General features: G+C 61.6%; 7 protein-coding genes. 3 read left to right on the top strand and 4 right to left on the bottom strand.

What is annotated here, in order from left to right; translation table 11 throughout:
* Positions 1-34: 34 nt before the first annotated feature.
* From ACN9MB_RS10580 to ACN9MB_RS10565, 4 genes are all read right to left on the bottom strand, one after another.
* The gene (locus ACN9MB_RS10580) at positions 35-14,323 is read right to left on the bottom strand and encodes a putative Ig domain-containing protein (protein WP_426271777.1); all 14,289 of its coding nucleotides are present in this window, start codon (positions 14,321-14,323) and stop codon (positions 35-37) included.
* A gap of 171 nt (positions 14,324-14,494) precedes the next feature.
* Entirely contained in the window at positions 14,495-15,193 is a 699-nt protein-coding gene (locus ACN9MB_RS10575; protein ID WP_426271776.1) for an antibiotic biosynthesis monooxygenase family protein, read from the bottom strand.
* 51 nt (positions 15,194-15,244) lie between these two features.
* Positions 15,245-16,246 carry an alpha/beta fold hydrolase gene (locus ACN9MB_RS10570; protein ID WP_426271775.1) on the bottom strand — a complete coding sequence of 334 codons (1,002 nt, stop codon included), beginning with the start codon at positions 16,244-16,246 and terminating at the stop codon, positions 15,245-15,247.
* Positions 16,247-16,394: 148 nt separating this feature from the next.
* Positions 16,395-16,844 carry a DUF1579 family protein gene (locus tag ACN9MB_RS10565; protein ID WP_426271774.1) on the bottom strand — a complete coding sequence of 150 codons (450 nt, stop codon included), beginning with the start codon at positions 16,842-16,844 and terminating at the stop codon, positions 16,395-16,397.
* A 110-nt stretch (positions 16,845-16,954) separates the two neighbouring features.
* Between ACN9MB_RS10565 and ACN9MB_RS10560 the strand changes: the two genes are divergently transcribed.
* From ACN9MB_RS10560 to ACN9MB_RS10550, 3 genes are all read left to right on the top strand, one after another.
* Positions 16,955-17,620 carry a glutathione S-transferase family protein gene (locus tag ACN9MB_RS10560; RefSeq protein ID WP_426271773.1) on the top strand — a complete coding sequence of 222 codons (666 nt, stop codon included), beginning with the start codon at positions 16,955-16,957 and terminating at the stop codon, positions 17,618-17,620.
* 246 nt (positions 17,621-17,866) lie between these two features.
* The gene (locus ACN9MB_RS10555; protein WP_426271772.1) at positions 17,867-18,286 is read left to right on the top strand and encodes a hypothetical protein; all 420 of its coding nucleotides are present in this window, start codon (positions 17,867-17,869) and stop codon (positions 18,284-18,286) included.
* Positions 18,287-18,365: 79 nt separating this feature from the next.
* Positions 18,366-19,811: a DUF1254 domain-containing protein gene (locus tag ACN9MB_RS10550; protein WP_426271771.1), complete on the top strand. Its 1,446-nt coding sequence runs from the start codon at positions 18,366-18,368 to the stop codon at positions 19,809-19,811.
* Positions 19,812-19,857 lie beyond the last annotated feature (46 nt).

Genomic DNA, 19,857 nt, shown 5'->3' with positions numbered 1-19,857 from the left:
AATAGCAGCCCCAAAAATAATCTCGATGTCATAGTCAATGTCTCGGCGTTCCGAAATAACCGGGAATATTTTTCTTGCCGTTCAAAATATTATTTACGCCGATGACGTAGTTCTTTCCCTCGGTGCTTGACGTCGGCTGCCACGTCTTTTCACCTGAGTTCCACGCATAGCCGAGATAGTTCTCCCAGTTAGTTCCTTGCGAGACCGCGTATCTGACAACCCCGGGCCCTTGGTTATACGCCGCGACAACATAATCTTGTGACGCACCAATTACGGGGTCGCTAAACAAGCCGTTCAGAATTTGCGCCTCGCGGAGGATGGCTTGAGCGGGGTCCAGTGGATTAACCGCCGAGCCAAACTGGGTCACAACTTTTGATGAATCACCATAGACCCACGAGGTCAGCTGTGCCACACCCAGCGCCCCAGTACCAGATACTGCATTGGTTTGCCCCCCGGACTCTTGAACCAGCAAAGCAGTCAACAGATCCTTGGGCACGGATGGATACTGGCTAATGGCGTTGTCAATGGATGGCTGCAGCACATCAAGGTTCATAGAAATTTGATTTGGGCCAATTGCGAGTTCTGACCTTGTGAAGCCCGCTTGCCAACTCATTGCGACATAGGTATCTCCTGTACTTAAGGCGTCGTACTGGTGGCGCCACGCAGAGAATTCCTCCGGTGTTAAGTGAGCGAGCGCATCAGGTACGTCGGGCGAGCCAAATTTGTTCAAATCGGCCTCGTACTGATTCGCGGCGGCCAAGGTTGTGCTGCCAAGCGCACCATCAGGCTTCAGACCCAACTGTGCCTGAAGCATTGACACAGCATCTGTATTCCCCCCCTTTGCCGCATCCACGAGTTCACTGACACCCAGAGCTCTTCCTTGGTAAAGGCCTGCCATGTCAACGACGTCATTTTCAGACAATCCGAGCTGTTGTGCTTCTAACGGCATATCCGTCGATGCCAGATCAAAGCCATCAACGATGTCGAGGTTGGCATAGCTTGAGCTTTTGTGACCATAGAAGTCGAAGAGGCCCATCGTCCCGCCCTGAAAGCTAAGTGCACCAGACCGCTGTACTGATACAGGCTTGTCGGTAGACAGGACATCCCCGTCTTGGCTCGTTACATCATAGAGATTTCCACTGGGAGTTCCCGCACTAGCCAAGCCTCCAAGGCTGAACGAACCTGGTCGCATTTTAGGAACGTCAAGCCCCCCACCAGCCGCGCTGTCGCCGATCACGCTATCAATGAAGGTGCCGGCTTGCTCCTTGATGGATGGCTCCGCTTCCTTCCATGCAGCGTCGTTTACAGCTTGAATCACTGCATTTCCCAGCGCGTTTCCAAAGGCATCCTCCGCAATCTGGTCCCACCCCTTCACATGATCATCCCCAAGCCACTTTGAGGTTTCGCGGTTTAACGCGCCCGACATTAGCCCGCCGGCAAGATCATTGCCGAACCCAGAACTCAAGCCCATGGTCTGCATAGGACCGTTCGGAAGATTAGCAGCCGCTGTCGCGCTCGACGACACAACCGAAGCGACCAATCCCGCCCAGCTGAAATGCTCAGCCTGGCCGGTGACCTTATCTGCGGCAACGCCAGCAGCGTAATTTCCTGCCCCCAGAATACCGGCGCCCTCGGGCGTAAACGTGTTTCCGGCGAAATAGCTCGCGCCACCGGCTCGGAGCACGCTTCCCAGCCCTGAGCCGGCCGCAGCGGTGAGTCCTCCGGCAATCATCTGGCCAAGAGAGAAGCCTTTGCTTACTCCTAGTGCATCACCCACCAATTGGCCTGCCGCATTGCCCAGCATGCCGCCGACGAATGCCGCTCCGAGACCACCAACTCCGGCCGCCCCGGTCATGACACCAATGCCAGCGGAGAAAACCGTCGAGGCAGTGACGGTTGAAGCTGCGGCACCCGCTCCCACTGCCGCCCCGGCTCCCGCCGCACCTGCTCCCGCCGCACCTGCTCCCGCCGCGCCCGCCCCTGCTCCGGCCGCTGCTCCGGCACCAGCTCCGGCACCGGCTGCGCCCGCACCGGCCGCCCCAGCCTCCGAAGCTGAAGCCATCGTGGCAAATGCGCCGGCTGTGTAGATGGACACTATGACCACAACCGCGATCACCACAATCTCAGCCAAGCCCGAGCACCCCGACGCGCTCGGCGGCGGTGGTGGCGCGGCCGGCAAACTCGGCGTCGTACTACCGACGATCTGCCCCGCGTTATACGGCTTGAACGTCGTCGCCGTATTCGCATGCGTGGTCACCGCAGGCACAGTGATGCCCTGCCCCACGACCAGGCCGCTGTCATCCGTGATGCCATTGGCAGCGGCAATGATATAGGCCAGGCTGCTGTTGCCGTAGACGCTCTGGGCAATGCTCTCCAGCGTGTCGCCTGCCTGCACCACGTACTGCGTCGGGTTGCCGCTGCTGAAGCCGGTCAGGTTGCCGGAGATGCTGATGCCGCCACCCTCGTCCATGTCGCCGATGAGCTGGCCATTGGCATAGACGTAGTGATCGTTGGCTGTGTAGCCGTTGGGCGTGAACGTGCTGCCGCTGACTGCGCCAGTGCGACGCTCGAGGATCTCGCCGGAAGCGTTGTAAGCAAACACGCGGGTTACGTTCTGCGGGGCGCCCGCGTTGCTCTGGCTGGTTTGCGACACAGCGATGCGATTGCCGAAGGCATCGTAGTAACTGGTGTCGGTGGCGGGCACGTAGCCGGACACGGTGGGCGTGCCGGTCGTGCTCTGTTCGAGGTAGCCATCCTTTTTGATGTAGTTGACCGTGTAATTCGCACCGTAGGCCGTCGACGCCTGAGGAACAGCCGGCTGGTTGTAGCTATAGGCCGTCACATTGTCTTCGTGATCGAACGCCGTATAGGTCGTGCTGGATGCCAATACATCGGGGCCATCGCCACCAATGGTGGGCACCGCCGTGGACCCGGTGTCGGGCAACGATCCATCACCGTCGAAGTATCGCTGGCCGATCTGCGTCCAGTTGCGCTGCGGCGGCTGCCAGCTCACTTGCTCGGTTACTACACCATCGGCGTTGTACTGCGTGGCCGTGCCGGTGGTCAGCCAACCGCCGACACCGAGATACATATAACCGTTCGGCCGATCAGGCAGACCGTAAATGCTCTCGACGATATTGCTGGCCAGGTAGTTGTTGCTACCTACCTGGCGACCGTCGTTGTCATACAAGTACTGCGTCTGAACGCCCAGGTTGGACTGACCGATGGTCGTATCAACGGTGTAGTACGACTGCACCAGTTCGTTGCGGCCGTCGTACACCATTTTCTGGCTCATCAGATCGCCAGCGCTGTAGGTGATGGTGTTGGGCCCTTGGAGCTGCTGGTAGGTAGCCGCATTGACCGTGTTGCGGATCACCACATTGCCGGCCGCGTCGTACTGGTTTGCGAACGAGGGGTCTTCATACGTGCCACCCGTGACCAGAACCTGGCCATTGGTCAGCGCGCCGTTGTTGACCACCGTGCGATTGTCGGCGTCATAGGTGAACCAGAAAGACTGGATATCGGGCTGGCCGGCCTGCACGGTTTGCGCTTGGGCATTTGGAGCCTGCGCTGCCATAGCAAGTGCAGTGCCCGTACCTTGGATTGAAACCGATACGGTGACGCTAACCGACATGCCATCTACCGGGTCCGTCGCGGTATAGGTAAAGCTGCCGTTTAGTTCACCGCGAACGGTGCCGATGTTGGCCGTGATCTGTCCAGTCGAGGAATTGATGGTCCAAACCCCGTAAATTCCGCCTCCGATTCCGCTGATGGAGTACGTAAGTGCACGGCCAGTGGGATTGGTAAAGGTATTAGCCGGTAGTGACCAGTAATTGACTCTGCCTGCCGTGAAACTGATACCGCCCAACCCGCCGTGGTAGACCGGTGGCTGGTTGGCGGGTGGATTTACGGTGAGAACGAACGTTGTGTTGCTGCTGGCACCCCAGCCATCCTTCGCCGTGCAGGTCATGTAGTAAGTGCCCGCCGCGCTAGGCGTGCCGCTGAACGTGTGACTGGTGGGATCAAAGCTCACCCCGGCTGGCATGCCGCTGGCCGTATAGATAACTCCGTCGCCGTTATAATCGGTAGCGGCAGGCACCTGATAACTGAAAGCAGAGCCTTGTGTCGCCGTGAAATTGTATTGACTCGAGCCAAACTGCGGCGCCACGTCGGGCACAACCACAGAAAAGGAGGTCGTGGTGCTGCCCGCCGCGTTAGTTGCCTTGATCGTAACCGTGTAGGTGCCAACCGGTTGCGTGCCGCTCCATTCAATCTGAGTGGCATAGAGCGACATCCAGCTCGGCACTGTGACGCTGTACGTCATGCCGGTCTGCGATGGATCCGAGAACACGTTGAGCGGAATCTGATACACGCCGCCCGTGCCAGGGGATGTGGTCAACGTCGGAATGGAACCCACTACCACCGGCGGGGGAACGGTGTTGCTAAGTGTAAAGGTGCCCGATACCGAGCCGTTCTGGCCGTTGGTTGCGACGATCTCAATCTGATAACTCGGCGAACTGGAAGCGTCGATGTTGTAGTAGATCGATCCGGTGTCACCGTAGTTGTAGTTCAGGATTGTGGGCGTGCCCGTGATTTGACCGGTGGTTGCGTTGACGTGCAGACCAACGGCATCCAGGGACACCCAATGCGCGGGAACATCCTTGGCAACATCGTCCGTATGCGTCGCGTTCCAGTAGTCGACATGATGGTCCGGTATGAGAACGTAACCGGAGTAAGTCAACGCCCCGCCATCCGGCTCCGCGAAAGCATTCGCTGGCAGATTGATGGTAATGGGCGTGCCGACGACACCAGATTGATTGGTGAGATTACCGTTGTACACCGGCGCCGGCTGCACATACTGGGCTACCGTGATGTTGAAGTAGCCCTCAACGTACTGCCCCTGAGGATTCGCTCCCTGGATGTAGATATGAAACGTCTGGCCTACAGCGCTCTGCGGCGGCGTGCCGCTGAAGGTGAGCGAGTTGGAGTAGAAGGTGAGCCATGACGGAAGTGGCGAATCGATCTCGGTGGTGGGCTCGCCCGGAATCGATTGCATCTGGTATGTGCCGGCGGTGTAGCTCAGCGTATCGCCATCGCTTTCGTAGAAGACGCTGGTGCTGAATCCGAACGACGACTGGTGCGTGCCGTACATCGTTTGGTTGCTGAGCGTGCCATTCATCACCGGCGGCGTCGCCTGCACGGTCAGCGTGAACGTCTCCGTGGTCACGCCGCCTTCGGACGTCGTCGCCTTCACAGAAATGGTGTACGTGCCCACGCTGCCAACGACCGGAGTGCCGGAGAAAGTTCGCGTGGAGGCATTGAAGCTAAGCCACGAGGGCAGCGCTGACCCATTGGACAGCGTCGAGCTATAGGTCACCGTGCCACCGTTGGGATCGGTGGCGCCCGTCACAGCGAAGTTCAACGCACCGCCGACGCCGCCCAGCTGGTTGGCCGCACCTGCCGAGAACACGGGAGGCGCAACCGGCACCGTCACAACGACATTGGCCGTCACGCTCTGCCCATTAACGTCGGTGGCCGTTACTGCAACAGTCCAACTGCCCGGTGCGCCCGGTGTTCCGCTGAAAGTGCCATTGCTGTTGAGCGACAACCAGCCCGGCAGACCGGCTGCACTGAAGGTCAGCCCGAAACCGACATTATCGGTGAAGTAACCGGCAATGCTCGTACTCCATGGACCGCTCGGATTGGCAGTCAGCCCACCGATGCCCGAGGTAGTGGGTGCGCCACCGCTGCCACTGATGGCCGATGCGCCACCATAAGCACTCTGCACAAACACCGCGCGGCGATTGCCGGCTGCATCGTAGTTGTAGACGGTACGCGTGCTAGCCGCGCTGGTGTCTTGATTCTCCGTGGTAACCACGGCGAGGCGGCCGTGGCTGTCGTAGCTGGTGATGGTCTCGCTGTGAACCACAAGGCCGGCGCCATCGGTGGTCCAGGTGGCGTCGAGAGTCTGGTTGCCGTCGGCGTCGTACTGGTAGTTGTCCCAAAGAGCCGTCGTGCCTCCCGACTTCTGCGCCTCAGTCTGCACCTGGCCGTCGGCGTAATAAGCGAAGTCGATCTCGCTACCGCTGCCCGTCAGCAGTCCCGGGATATAACCGGGATTGCCCTGCCCTGCGGGAGCCCAGTTGCTGACTTCCTTGGTCAGCAGACCCGAGCTGGCGTCATACGTATAGGTGGTAGTGGCGCCGCTGAGGTCGACGTGCGACTGCACGCGGCCAAAGTAGTCATAGACCCAGCTTTCCGAATTGCCGTTGGCATCGGTGTAACCCACCTTGTTGCCGTTGGCGTCGTAGGTATAGCTCTCTTGCCAGCCGTTCTGATGCTGGATGGCCGTCTGACTGGTTAGTACCCGATGCTGGCTGTCGTAGCTGTAGTAGCTGGTGTTGCCCAAGGCGTCGGTGACTTGAATGCGGTCGCCATTGGAATCGAGGGCATAGGTTTCCTGCGCCTGCTGCACGCGCGCAGTGCCGGCGCTGTTGAGCAGGAAGTCGCCCTGCTGCTGTACCTGACCAAGGATGTTGTAATTGGTGTAGGTGATGCGCGCATAGGTGCCGGACGCTGTATTTGCAGGCGGCGTCTGCACGGCGACTGCGCGACCCAGGGAGTCATAGCCGGTATAGGTGCGATTGCCCACACCATCTTGAGCGGTGACTTGGTCGCCCACGCTGTCGTAGGCGTTCCAGTTCTGATTGCCGTTCTCGTCGATCGTGCCGATCAGCCAACCGTCGACGCTGTAGTACCACTCCCTGGTAGGCGTTTGCCAGGTACGCACACCCGTGGCCGACACCACGAGTACATTGGGCTCAACCTCCTGGATCAGGCGGTTCTGGCTGTCGTAATAGTAGCTGGTGGTATTGCCGAGCTCGTCCGTCTGAGAGAGCACGTTGCCCCAACGATCATAAGAGGCATGTTCGGCGCTGCTGTTGCTGCCAACCGCTGCCGAACTGCTGGGCGTCGTGCGAGATACGACGCGGCCATCGAGGTCGAGCGTGTTGACCGTCCACGTCCGCTGGCTACCACCGGTGACATAGGTGCCGTCCACGCCCTGATGACCGGCGAGGTCGTAGCCGTAGGTGTGGATGGCACCTGTTTTGGCGTCTGGCGCTGAACTGAGCTGACCGACGTTGTTGTAGGTGTACTGGGCCTCGAAGCCATTGTTGTCGCCGCGGGCCGTTACTTCGCCGAAGGCGTTGTACTGCACTCGCACATAGGTGTCATAGCCGCTCTGTCCACTGCGCTGGGTTGCCGTGCTCAGTTGCTGGTTGTTGGCATCGTAGGTGTAGGACGTGATGACCGTGGTTGAGCCAGAGTTGCCGGTCAACGTCGACGACTGGGTAAGCACGTTGCCGTTGTTGTCATACGTAGTGGCAAACCAGTTGCCCATCGCATCCGACTCGCCAACCTGACGGTTGAGCGCGTCGTAGAAGTAATGCGTGACTTGCTGTTGCGATCCTGCCGTCACCGTGGCAGTCAGAAGATTGCCAAGAGCGTCGTAAAGATTGGTGACTACCGGACTGACGCTGGTGTACAGGCCACCACTGGTCAGATCCAGCGACGTGCTGAGCAACTGGCTTTGCCAACTGTCCACCAGCACCTGCCGCGAGGGTTCCGTCACGCTGACGACGCGACCCGCAGCATCGTACGCGGTGATGGTGGTTCGACCGTTTACCGTGAGGCTGGTAACACGGCCTTCGCCGTCGTATCCGAAGGTCGTGACATTGCTCGCGGTAGTGACACCTGCCGCCCAATTGAGCTGACCGGCGGTGCCGCCCACAGCGTCGTACTCGCCCGTGTCGGTTTCGCTCGTCTTGCGGCCGATCGCATCGTAGGTGTACGCGGTGACACGATCATATCCGGTGGCGTAAGTACCGGTCGGCGGCAATCCAGGCACCGTTGAGGTGGTCAAGCCCGAGGTGCCGATAGCCTGTGCATACTGGGTGGAGCCGGTGGAGTCGCCGAAAGCGTCGTACGCCGTCGTGGTGACGTAACCCATGGGGTCGACCGTCATTACTTGCCGGTTTAGCACATCGTAGTAGTTGTATGTGGTTGCCCAGATCACGGGGGAACTGGTCGATCCCACGGTCAATGCCGGCTGGATCAGTACCGAGCTGCTGGTCTGATTGCCGTAGGCATCGTAGGTGTAGACGGTTGTGGGCGACCCATTCGCCCCCTGGCCTGCCAGGGGCCCAACCGTCAACACGATAGCAATGGAACCCTGTTGTACCTGTACCTTTTCGTTGAGCTGGTTGTAGGTCGTGGTGACGGTGCGATCGCTACCGGAGGCAACAAGGCCCTGCTGTACCTGCGCCAGGCTCAGCGCCTGACCCGCGCTCCAACCCGTGATCGCACCGGTATTGAGCGCTGTGGCATAGCGGGTCGCGGTGAGCACATTGCCATAGGCATCATAGGTGTCGGCGGCGACGTAGCCGTCGGCGTCGATGCTGTAAGCCACCTCGCCGTCGGCGTTGTATACCTTGTACTGGTAGTGACCGTCAGCGTCCTGATCCACCACGGCCTGACCAAGCGCGTTATAGGTGACGTGGGTGGCAGCCACGCCAGCGTACGTCGTGCTGGTCTGGTGATTGACCGCGTCGTAGCCGTAATTGGTCGTACTCAGCGTCGTGACTTGCGCCGAACTCGGCCCGGTTCCCTTGCTGACGGCGGTGACGTTGCCGACGCCGTCGTAGCTGTAGGTCGTGTACAGATACTGGGTCACGCTTTGGAACTGGCCGTTGCTGCTGTTGTAGCTGCCGACCGTGACGGGCGGACTCTGCTCCAGGGTCTTGCGACCGGCCTTGTCAAACAGCACGAATGTCCAGTTGCCATCGCGATCCGCACGCCCGGTCTGCAGACCGGTGGCGTCGTACTGGAAGCTGGCGTTGGTGCCCAGCGCGTCGCCCGTCGCCGTGATGCGGCCTGCCGCATCGTAGGTCGTGCTGCTGAGGCGCGCGCCCGTGGTGCCGCTGTTGGTGGCGCTGATGGCGCTGGCCAACGTCGCTCGGGTTTGCGTGTCCGGCAACGCGATGGCATTGGCGTAGGCAATCGTTTTTAGCGTACGACCGTCGGCATCGTATTGCGTCTCGGTGACGTGGTTGGTGGTATCGATGGTGTAGCGCAGGTGTCCCGCGTTGTCGTAAACGCTGTAGGTGGTGTGCCTGGGTGCACTGGCCAGGGCCTGTGTCACGCTGCTGGTGGACAGCTGCGTAGCCAGGCTCGCGCTGCTCGACAGCACCAGCGTCGTACCGTAGCTCACCGTCGCCACCACGCGGCCGGCGGCGTCGAAGCGCTGCTCCGTCACCACACCGACCAGCTGACCGCTCACCGTGTTCTGCTGCACCGTGAAACGCGCGTGGCCATCGGCGTCGTAGAGATACAGAGTGGCCTGCGCATTGGTGTCGGTATTGGTGGCGCCGCTAACCAGCGAGGCGACCGACGACAACGCCGTTGACTGCGACTGCTGCAACACCGCCGCTTCGCCGGCCGACACGGTGACCGCCGCTTTGTACACCAATACTTCACTGACACGATCGGCACTGTCGTAACGCGTCTCGGTGACGTAACCCTGCGGATCGATGCTGTAACGGACTTGGCCCTCCGCATTGTAAGCGGTATAGGACACTTGGTCGTAACTGGTCGTCGCCAGATCGGCCGTCACGGCGGCCAACGTCGGCGCGTTGCCAAGAGCCGTCACCTGCGCGCTGGTCAGCGCCGCGGCATAAGCGTGCACCGAGGTCACACGACCATTGGCGTCGTAGGTGCGCTGCGTGACCGCGCCGCTCGCGTCGATGTTGAAAACCGCTTGATTGGCTTCGTTGTAGACCGTGCGCGTCACATGCCCATTGGCATCTGTGACACTGGTGAGGTTGTCGTTGCCGTCGTACGCATACGTCGTCGTCAGATGCAGTCCGGACGGATCGACGATGGTCTGGCTCAGTCGTTCCAGGGCGTCGTAGACGTATTGCGTGGTACGTGCCGCGCCGGTGCCGGCGCCTACTGTCACGCTGAGCGTCTTGCCTGCACCGTCATAGGTGTAGGTGGTGGCGAGATTGAGCTTGCCGCTGCCGGCATCCTGCACCTGGGTCAGGACGTTGCCGTCGGCGTCGTAGCTGTAGGTCGTCACCGAGTTCATCGGATCGGTAATGCTCAGCTGGCGACCTTCGCCGTCGTACGCGTAACTCGTCTTGAGATTGAGGCCCGAGGGATCGACGGTGCGGGTGAGCACGTGACCGCTGGCGTCGTAGCTGTAGGTAACCACATGACCGGTGGCGTCGGTGGTCTGGATCAGATGATCGTCGACGTCGTACTGATTGCTGCTGAGGTTGCCCAGCGCGTCCTGGGTGGTGCGCAGGTTGCCGTCACCATCGTAAGTGTAGGTGGTGACCTCGTTGAGTCCGTCGGTCACCGTCAGCACATCGCCATAGGCGTCGCGCGCCGTGGTGACGGTGACGCCATCGGCGGTGGTGACAATAGTCTTGTGGTTGGCCAGGTCGTACTGATAGGTGGTGACGTTGCCCAGCGCATCGGTCTGGGTGACCACCCGATCGAACGCATCGTAGGTGGTGTGCGTGGTGCGGGCCGTGCCCTGCACCGTCTGCGACACGCTCACCTGGCGACCCAGATTGTCGTAGCCATAGCTGACTACGTTGCCGCGTGCATCGGTGCTGCTGGTCACGCGTCCGAAGGCGTCGTAGGCCATCGACGTCGTGCGCGCCACGCTGGTGCCCACGCCATCGGTCTCACCGGTTCGCTCGCCACGGGCGTCGTAGCTGTACGTGGTCGTGACGCTATTGGCCGCCGAAAGGCCGCCACCCGCCCCGCTCAGCTGCTGTTGCTGCTGGACCAGATCGCCAAACGCGTCGTAGGTATTGGCGGTTTGGTAGCCCAAGCCGTCGATGGTGCCAGCTACCTGCCCGTCCAACGTATAGCTGTAGCTGGTCGTGGTGTCGGTGGTCGGATTGGCCAACGCTGCAGCGGCCGTTGCCACTTGCGCGACGGTGGCGCTGCTTGCGTTGAGCGTGGTGCCGCTACTGCCGCCGGACGTGGCGAGCGTCAGCACCCCGGCATAACGACGAGTGCTCGCCACCTGGCCGAAGGCGTTATAGGTATAGGCGATGACATCGCCCAGCGCATTAAGCGTGCCGCCGCTTGGCTGGCCCTGCACCTTATACGCCACGCGGCCATCGGCGTCGTAATAGGTGTAGGTGATATTGCCCAGCGGATCGGTGGCGGTGATCTGCTGACCCAACACGTTATAGGTATAGCTGGTGGTCTGCGTATTGCCGTCGGTGCGGCCGGTCACCTCGCCAAAGGCGTCGTAACTCGTGCTGGTGGTGCGAGCGGCGCCCTGACCTGCCGCCGGCGTTGCCGTCGTGGACAGCAGCTGACCAACCGTGTTGTAGCTGTAGACGGTGACGGTGCCGTCCGGCGCAGTGACCTGATGCAGACGGCCATTGGCATCGTCGATGCTCGTGCTCGTCTGGGTGGCCGGTGATGCTCCCAGCAAGGCCACCAACGCGGCATTGGTCTCGCTTCCGGTCAGTGCCGTCAACTGCGTTGAGGTGAGGGGCGTACCGTAGCGGGTCGTGACCGTGGTATGCGTGGTCTCGTCGTACGCCGTGGCGGTGAGATAGCCATCCGCATCAATCTGCGCGACCACGCGCCCCTGGTCGTTGTAATAAGTGCGCGTGGTTTGATCGGCCGTGGTGGTGGTCAGATCGGCCTGCACCGCAGCCAGCGTCGGCGCAGCCCCGAGCGCCGTGAGCTGAGCCGACGTCAGCGCCGTGGCGTAGGCGGTGGTCGCGACGACGCGACCGGCGGTGTCGTAGGTCGACACGGTGACGTACCCGGAGGCGTCGATCATCGCTACCGGCTGGTTGTCTGCGTCGTACAAGGTGTGCGTGATGCGATCGCTGGTGCTGCCGGTCAAATCCGCCTGCAGGGCGCTCCACGTCGGTGCACTGCCCAAGGTGGCGAGCTGTCCGCTCGTCAGCGTCGTTGCGTACGCGGTGGTGCTCACGGCATTGCCGTCGCCGTCATAGCTCGTCGTCACCACGTTGCCCGCCGGATCGATGGTGGCCACGACTCGGCCCGCGCCGTCGTACAGCGTGTGCGTCGTGCGATCGTTGGCGGTGGCCGTCGGAACGGGAAGGCTCGCCGGGAGGCTTGCGGTGAGCGCGCCTCCACTCACCCAGCCGGCCGTGCTGATCGTGGTGGCGTATTGCGTCGTGGCCACCGCGTGGCCATCGGCATCGTACGTATACGCCGTGACTGCACCGGTCGCATCCACCGTGCCGGACACACGGCCATCGGCGTCGTAGAAGGTGTAGCTGACGTTGCCGGCCGCATCGATCACGGCCACGGACTGGCCCGCCGCATCATAGAGATACGAGGTGGTTCGACTGGCCTGGCCGCTCGCCGACTGCGTGCTGCTGAGCAGCTCTCCCGCACTGTTGCGCACCTGCGTGGTGGTCAGCCCATTGGCCTGGGTGATCGCCAGTTGATTGCCGCTATCGGTGTAGACGTAGCTGGTGACGTTGTTGAGCGGATCGGTGCTGCTGATCAGGCGACCGAGGCCGTCGTAGGCATAGCTGGCGGTCTCTGCCGTGGTGCGGGCGCTACCGCGCAGGGTGGCCTGCTGCAGCAGGCGGCCTTGCGCGTCGTAGGAGAAGCGCGTGACGATTGCACTCGCGTCGGTCGCTTCGTTGCCGGCACCGGTACTGTCGAGCACACCCCACTGGATGGACTGGCTCAACTGGCCGCGCACGTCGTAGCTGTAATCCGTGCGCTCCATCCGGCCAAGCACGGCCTGCACGGGACTGCTGGCCACCCAGCTCTGCAACTGCGCCAAGGTCGGCGGCGTGCTTGGGCTCAGCCCCGTCAGGCTGTAGCTCGCACCCACGTATTGCTTGGTACTGCTCAGCACGGTCACGCCGCTACTGGTGCCGTAGTCGTGCTCGGTGACGTTGCCCGCCGCATCGATCACGTAGCTGAGACGATCGCTGCTGTCGTAAACGAAATAGGTGGTTTGTGCGCCACTGGGGGCCATGTAGCCAGCCTGCCCGACCACGCCCTGCGCCGGCACGCTGTAAGTGGTCTGGCTGGTGATCTGGTTGTCGGCGTTATAGGTGCTGCTGATCGTATGACCCGTCGGGTCTTCTACGCTCAGGCGATTGCCGTTGGCATCATAGCTGTAGGTGGTGATGCCGCCGTTGGCATCGATCACCTGGGTCAGGTTGCCGTTGGCGTCGTAGCTGTACTGCGTGGTCGGGCTGCTGCCGTTGACCGTGGGCGCGGTCACTCCGGTCAGTTGGCCGGCGGCGTTATAGGTATAGGTCGACACCCGCCCCAGGCCATCGGTCACCGTGGTGGTGTCGGTGCCCAGCGAATAACCCAGGGTCAGCGTCTGGGCGGCCGCGCCGGTGCCGGTGGTGACAGTGGCCACCCGCCAGCTGCCATTGCCGTCTTGCGCATAGGTGTAGCTGACGGTGGTGCCGTCGCTTTGCGTTACCGAGGCGATGCGGTCGCTGCTGCCGTCGTAGGTATAGGTGGTGGTGTAGCTGGCCGTCGTGGCGTCGGTGTCCGAACCCAGCGTGGTAGTCACCGACTGCAGGCGACCCTGGCCGTCGTACACATACCCCACCTGCTGACGCACCACCGGTGTGGTGCCGCCCGGCGGAATCTCGCTGATCGACAGGCTGGTCAGTGCACCGTTGGTATAACCCAGCGTCAACTGGTCGCCATCACCGGCCATGATCGTGGTCAGCTGCGATCCGTTGTAGCCGAAGCTGTAGCTCGCTCCCGTCTCCGGGTCGCTCAGGGTCTGCAACTGGCCGCTGGCGCTATAGGTCTCCTGCACGCGGCTGGCGCCATCGGTCCAGGTCCACGCGCTGCCGTTCCCGCTCAGCGTATCGACGGTGCCGTTTTGGCCCTGGCTGACGTACTCGCCCAGAGTGGCGTTGTACGCATAGATGACGGCGGAGCCATCGTCCGCCGTGCGAGTGATGGTGCTGCCGGCGGTATTGAGCGTGCCGGTAAGGCCGCCCACGCTACGGCTGAAGCCAAACAGCCAACCCTGGTTGCCGGTCAACTGACCCAGGCTGTTATAGGTGCGCAGCACATTGAGCGCCAGGCCGTCGAAGATCAGCCCCTCGTCGGCGCTTTGCAGCACCAGGTTGCCCGTCGCGAGATTGAGGTACTGGCCGATGCCGGCCTGACCAATGGATGCCTGTCCTCCGGACGTCTGCCCCAGCTGAGTCAGCGACGTATTGCCCAGACCCAACCCATTCCCTGCGATCACTGCAACCATATGATCTTCCCCAAGATAAGCATCTAACCGAAACCCCGCTTTGACGGGGCATTTGGTTACTTATCCGGGGGTGCGAGAAAAAGTTTAGGGTTGAGCGGAATTTTCGCTGCAGGTCGGCACACAGGCCGGGTAGACAGAGGCGGCCGCTCGACGCGATCGTCTCGCGGACCCTTAGCGCGGCGGATAAAACTGCGGCGCCTCGCGTCGATCGTGCAGGCTGTAATCCCTGAAGACGCGCACGGCATAGATCCCGGCGCCCGTGCCCCACTGCGACCGGGCAGCGACGGCAAAGGCATCTGCCTCCTCCTGGGTGCGCCAGGCGTTCACGATGGCGACGCGCCCGTGGGTGCCGATGTGGTCGAACACCTCGTGCTCGACCGCATGGGGAGTGCCACGGTAGCGGTCCGGCAGCGTTGTATCCGGCGCATCTCGCGTATCGACAATGGTCAGCGCCTGGCATTCACCGATCTGCGTGGCGTCGTGGCGCATCCAGCCGACCTGGCGGTCGGCGAAGCGGCCGGAAACCGCGGTGACCTCGCCGACGCGGATGTGGTAATCGTCGAGCACGCCCTGCCGCCCATCGCGTTGCGCGTCATGGTGCTTTTCCACGGTTCTCCAGCGGACGAGTGCCTTTTCGTCGTCCCATAGCGACAGCGAGAGCAACCAACCCGGTCGCGAACGGCTGCGGAATCGCTCGTTCTCCAGAAAGCCAGGCATCGTCACGAGACGGGGACGGAGGCCGCCGGCAATGCTCAGGTAATCGTCGCCGCGCTCATCGTTCGGCCTGACTTCGAACACGACCGCGAACAACGAGCGACTGTCTTCCTTTCGCTCAAACTGGTTAGGCGGAGTTACGTCATTGGGGTTCATGAGTTACACGCCATGTCGTTGGGGTTGGGGAGTTCCCTTGCCGAAGGCACCTCAGTGCCCCATGGATTCCGCAGCCTGCACAAAGGCGTTGACGCTCTCGTAGAGCGAGCGTCGCGCCTTCTCCAGATGCATCACGTGCGTGCCGTCGTCGATATGAAGTTGCCATCGCAGTGGGCTATGCACGAAGCGACTCAGGAACGGCGCGGCTGTTTGGTCGTTGACGATGTTGTCGTAGCTTCCGTACACCACGAACACCGGCACGCGCACGTCGGCAGTCCGGTACGGGTAGATGCCCAATCGCGCATCGTGAATATCCGCCGACGGCCCGGAGGGAATACGCAGGACACCCGCCGCGTCGGTCGGTGCGTGAGGTGCGGATTTACTGAATGCCGCAGCCCAGTTCTGCTCGACGGCCGGCTCCAGCAGATGCAGATCAGGCGGCAGCATGCTCTTGTAATGCAGTTGCTCCAGCCGCTCCGGCGCCGTGATGCTCCACCACGCGCCATAGTCGTCCTGCTCTTTGGACGCACTCGCAATGGGCACGATCGGGCCGAACAGGGTGAGCGAGACCAACTCGCCGGAATGCATGGCTGCGAAACGCGCGGCCGGCACGGTTCCCCAGGAGTGGGCAACCACGTGAAGCGTGCTGATGTTTCTCTCGGCATGCAGATAGTCCACCGCCAAGGCGATTTGCTCGGAAGCCTGCGTCCCACGCATTACCGGCGGCGCGTCGTTACGATCGCCCTGCATGGCGCGAGGCCGGCTTGAATCGCCGAACCCGAGGAAATCGAGGCCGCAGGCCAAATAGCCGTGCCGCGCGGCAGCATGCAGCCAGGAGTCGCCCGGTGCGAATTCAAAGCCACTGGCCAGGCGCGTTGGAAAACTAGCGCCATGGATAAACAGGATGGCCTTGCCCGATCCCTTTTCAGGCGATACGCAATGCAACGCCAGAAGCTCACCTCGAGTCCCCGGGATGTCCAGCAACGTGGTTTCGAGCGCGGCCGGCTGTGGATTTGCCGAAGCCGCGAGGGTCAAAAGCATCGATACCAGCATGGCGTCAGGCCTGTTCTGAGTGAGCACCCATCGTAGCGATGGGATGCTCGCGTCATTTCGCTGTCGAACGAAATGTGCAACAGCGACAGACACGAAATTCAGTCAGATGAATGGCTCTGCATCACCACCGTGCAAAGAGGCCACGGCTTTACACGCGCCGGAGCGTCGACCTGGCGACCACCATTGGCTCGTTGGCACCCGGCGGCGTGAAATCCACCGTGTAAACCAGCCCCTGCTCGCTCAATTCGAGTTGCGTGCGACCTACTCCGCGAGGCGTCGACTTGACCAGTTCGAGGCAACCGTCTTTCCAGCCGCCTCGGGCGGGATCGACCGGCGGAAATCCGTAGTCGTCGAACAGGAACCACACGATCGACCCCGTCGACGGATCGACACTTATCACCCCGTGGGCTTCGAATCGGAACGACCCATCGCGAACCTCACGATAGTCATGAATCATGTGAAACCCGCTGTGGGCCATCCTGAACTTCCACGCACATTGCGTCAGCCCGGACGGACCCCATGGGTTCGGATAAACCTCGCCCTCGCCCGTCCAGTCGCCTTCCAGCGGACGCAGGCTGTCATGCAATTCGGTGGGCATGTTTTGAGGCATGCAGGTTGTCTCTTGTGTGGTCGGGGACGGACAAGGTATCCATATCCCCGTGCGCGAGTCCTGTGTCGATTGGCACACCATGCGATGGAAGAGCAGTCATGATTCTCTACTCCGGCACCAAGAACGCATCCAGTTGGTCGTTCCGCGCCTGGCTCGCGCTCAAGGAGGCGGGCCTGCGCTTCGACCTCAAGCACGTCGATCTGACCGAACCCGCCAGGGGGAATGCCCTCGCGGCGGTCGCCCGCTTCTCGCCATCGGCATCCGTCCCCGCGCTGATCGTTGACGACGTGGTCATCTTCGACTCGATGGCGACCATGGAATACGCCAATGACCGGGTCGGTGGAGACCTTCTTCCCAAGGAGAGGAAGGCCAGAGCGGTGGCCCGCTCCCTGCTCGCATGGCAGCACAGCGGAGTCTCGGGCCTGTGCCCGGCACTTTCTTTTGAAAGCGTCTTCTATGAGAACAAGCGGGGTCCCACGGCCGAAGAAACAGCCGACGGCGAGCGTCTTCTTGCCGCATGGTGTGACTGCCTGCGTCGCTCGGGCGGTCCTTACCTGATGGGCTCGCTTTCTCTCGCGGATCTGGCCTTCGTGCCTACGATCATGCGCATATTCAGCCATGTCGCGGTTCCCACGCGCTGGGCCGAAGCGGCCACCTGGATGGACCTGCTTCTTCAACGAACGTCGGTCGTCGAATGGATGGAGGATGCCAGACGGCTGGATCCGGTCTACTTGCCTGATTACCGGGATGGCGGGAGAGTTTGATCGTGTGCCGCCAGCCCTGGGTGCCGAACCATTAACGCCACGAGCCGACGGTTTACACACGCCCCTGACAGCTCATCGGAAACTATGCGGCTGCGACTCGGCCGAAAGTCCGTTCTACCCAGGCTGGATTCTCCGACCGGGCAAGGGCATCGACGTCAGTCGCAGCGGGGCAGCGGCCGTACTCCCATTCGGACTCACTGCCCCGCTTCATGTGTGCCGAACATCCCTTTCCCTCAGGACCATCACATGCGACGCAAGCAGAAGAGCGCCTTCAACGGAACCAATCCGATGATGGTGTGGTGGAACCTGGCAGCTCGCTCGGCGGAGATGCTGACCGCATCGGCCGAAGTGGTGGCTCGACGAAGCGTCCAGATGAGCCGCATGGGCCATTCGCCTTCCGCCAGGGATCGAAGCGAACTGGTCGGCATGGTCACGGAGAAGGTAGCGGCGACTCAGCAATCGGCCACCGCCATGTTCTTCACCGCAAGTTCGACCGCCGCACATGCCTGGTTGACCCCGTGGTGGCTCTACAACGGTCGAGGCAGCCGGAAAAGCGCTGCCGCCGTCACCGATTCGGCCGCCGAGATTCTCACCGCGGGAATGCAGCCGTATCGGCAGCGTGCGATCAGCAACGCCAAGCGATTGCGGAAACGTAAAACTACTTAGTACCGCCGCGTGATTCTTCGGATGCGCAGGCCATTTCCCCAGAACATCCTTTGGCTATCGCATGCAAAGGAGATTGCCTGTGAAAGCACGTCAAACCGCCATTTCCATGGCCGTTGCGCTCGCTGCGTGCCTGTCGCTCAGTCCTTCGCGTGCCGCCGATTCCCCTGATTCCCGCGGCAATAGCAGCCAGCAGGAACTGATCCAGCGAAACATCGAACGCCGGTCCGTCGACGCCTTCGTATGGGGCATGCCTGCCGTCAATTTCCAGCTGATGCTCGATGCGTTCGAAAAGCTGGGCGGCGGAGGCAACCAGGTCATTTATTGGTCCAGGCCGCTCAACTGGAAAAACCAGACGCTCACGCCCAATCCCGACACCATTTACTTCACGCCGTTCTACGACACGCGCAATGGGCCGGTCGTGCTGGAGATTCCCGCTGCCGGCGAGGGGTCGATTACCGGAAGCATTGACGATGGATGGCAAAATCCATTGGAGGACGTCGGCCCTGCCGGCCTGGACAAGGGCAGCGGCGGCAAGTACCTGATCCTGCCTCCCGGTTTCAAGGACAAGGTGCCGGATGGCTATTTCGCTCTGCGCTCGCCCACCTATCGCGGCTTTGCAATCCTGCGTTCCAACCTGAGCAGCGGCAGCGATTCCGACATCGCCAAAGCCGTGGCATACGGGAAACGCATTCGCTTCTATCCCCTTCCGCACGAAAGCTCGTCGGCCGCAGGAGAAACGCATTTCGTGGATGCGTTCGACAAGCCATACGACTCGACCATTCCCTACGATTCGCGCTTCTTCGACGCACTCAATCGCTTCGTGCAGATCGAACCATGGCTCGAACGCGACAAGGCCATGATCGATCCGCTGGCTTCGCTGGGCATCGCCAAAGGCAAGCAGGACGGAGCGCTGGCGGCCAACAAGGCCAGCTTCGATCGCTTGGGTCCGGAGGCGAGGCGTTTGATTCAACTTTGGACGGAGCAAGCCTTCGTGCCTCCCTTCAACGAAGGCATGCACTGGGCACTGCCCGTGCCGGCCAGTTTTCCGGGCGACATGGCCGACCATTTTGCCAACCCGAACCGGTATCCCATCGATAGTCGAGCCGTTGCCTATGCCCTCGCCTACTTTTCCGCGAAACATCTGGGTGCGGGTCAGTTCTACCTGGTGACCATCAACGACAAGAACGGCAACCCACTGAATGGCGCAATGGCCTATCGCCTGCACGTGCCGGCCAACCCGCCCGTCAAGCTCTACTGGTCGGTCACGGCTTACGATCACGATACGCATGCACTTATCAAGGACATGCGCTGGCCAAGCCGGGGGTCGAACACGCCCGGCTTGCAGAAGAATGCCGATGGATCGATCGATATCTACTTTGCGCCGGCTGCGCCTTCGGGCAAGGAAAGCAACTGGGTGCCGACCGATCCGCACGGGGAGTTCGAGCTGTTGTTCCGTCTCTATGGCCCGGAGAAATCGTTCTTCGACAAATCATGGAAGCTGCCGGATCTGGAGCTGATCAAATAGAGCGCAACCCCATCGAAATGATCCGAAGCCCCGTTTGGGCAGCAGC

It is taken from the genome of Dyella kyungheensis (assembly GCF_049913195.1).
Taxonomy (GTDB): domain Bacteria; phylum Pseudomonadota; class Gammaproteobacteria; order Xanthomonadales; family Rhodanobacteraceae; genus Dyella; species Dyella kyungheensis.
Note: the sequence above shows the minus strand (reverse complement) of the source record. Positions and strands in the feature narration are given on the sequence as shown.

Excerpts from the sequence above, each read along its gene's own strand:
- ACN9MB_RS10565 (WP_426271774.1), bottom strand. The coding sequence starts at position 16,844 with ATGCCCACCGAATTGCATGACAGCCTGCGTCCGCTGGAAGGCGACTGG.
- ACN9MB_RS10560 (WP_426271773.1), top strand. The coding sequence starts at position 16,955 with ATGATTCTCTACTCCGGCACCAAGAACGCATCCAGTTGGTCGTTCCGC.
- ACN9MB_RS10575 (WP_426271776.1), bottom strand. The coding sequence starts at position 15,193 with ATGAACCCCAATGACGTAACTCCGCCTAACCAGTTTGAGCGAAAGGAA.
- ACN9MB_RS10580 (WP_426271777.1), bottom strand. The coding sequence starts at position 14,323 with ATGGTTGCAGTGATCGCAGGGAATGGGTTGGGTCTGGGCAATACGTCG.
- ACN9MB_RS10555 (WP_426271772.1), top strand. The coding sequence starts at position 17,867 with ATGCGACGCAAGCAGAAGAGCGCCTTCAACGGAACCAATCCGATGATG.
- ACN9MB_RS10570 (WP_426271775.1), bottom strand. The coding sequence starts at position 16,246 with ATGCTGGTATCGATGCTTTTGACCCTCGCGGCTTCGGCAAATCCACAG.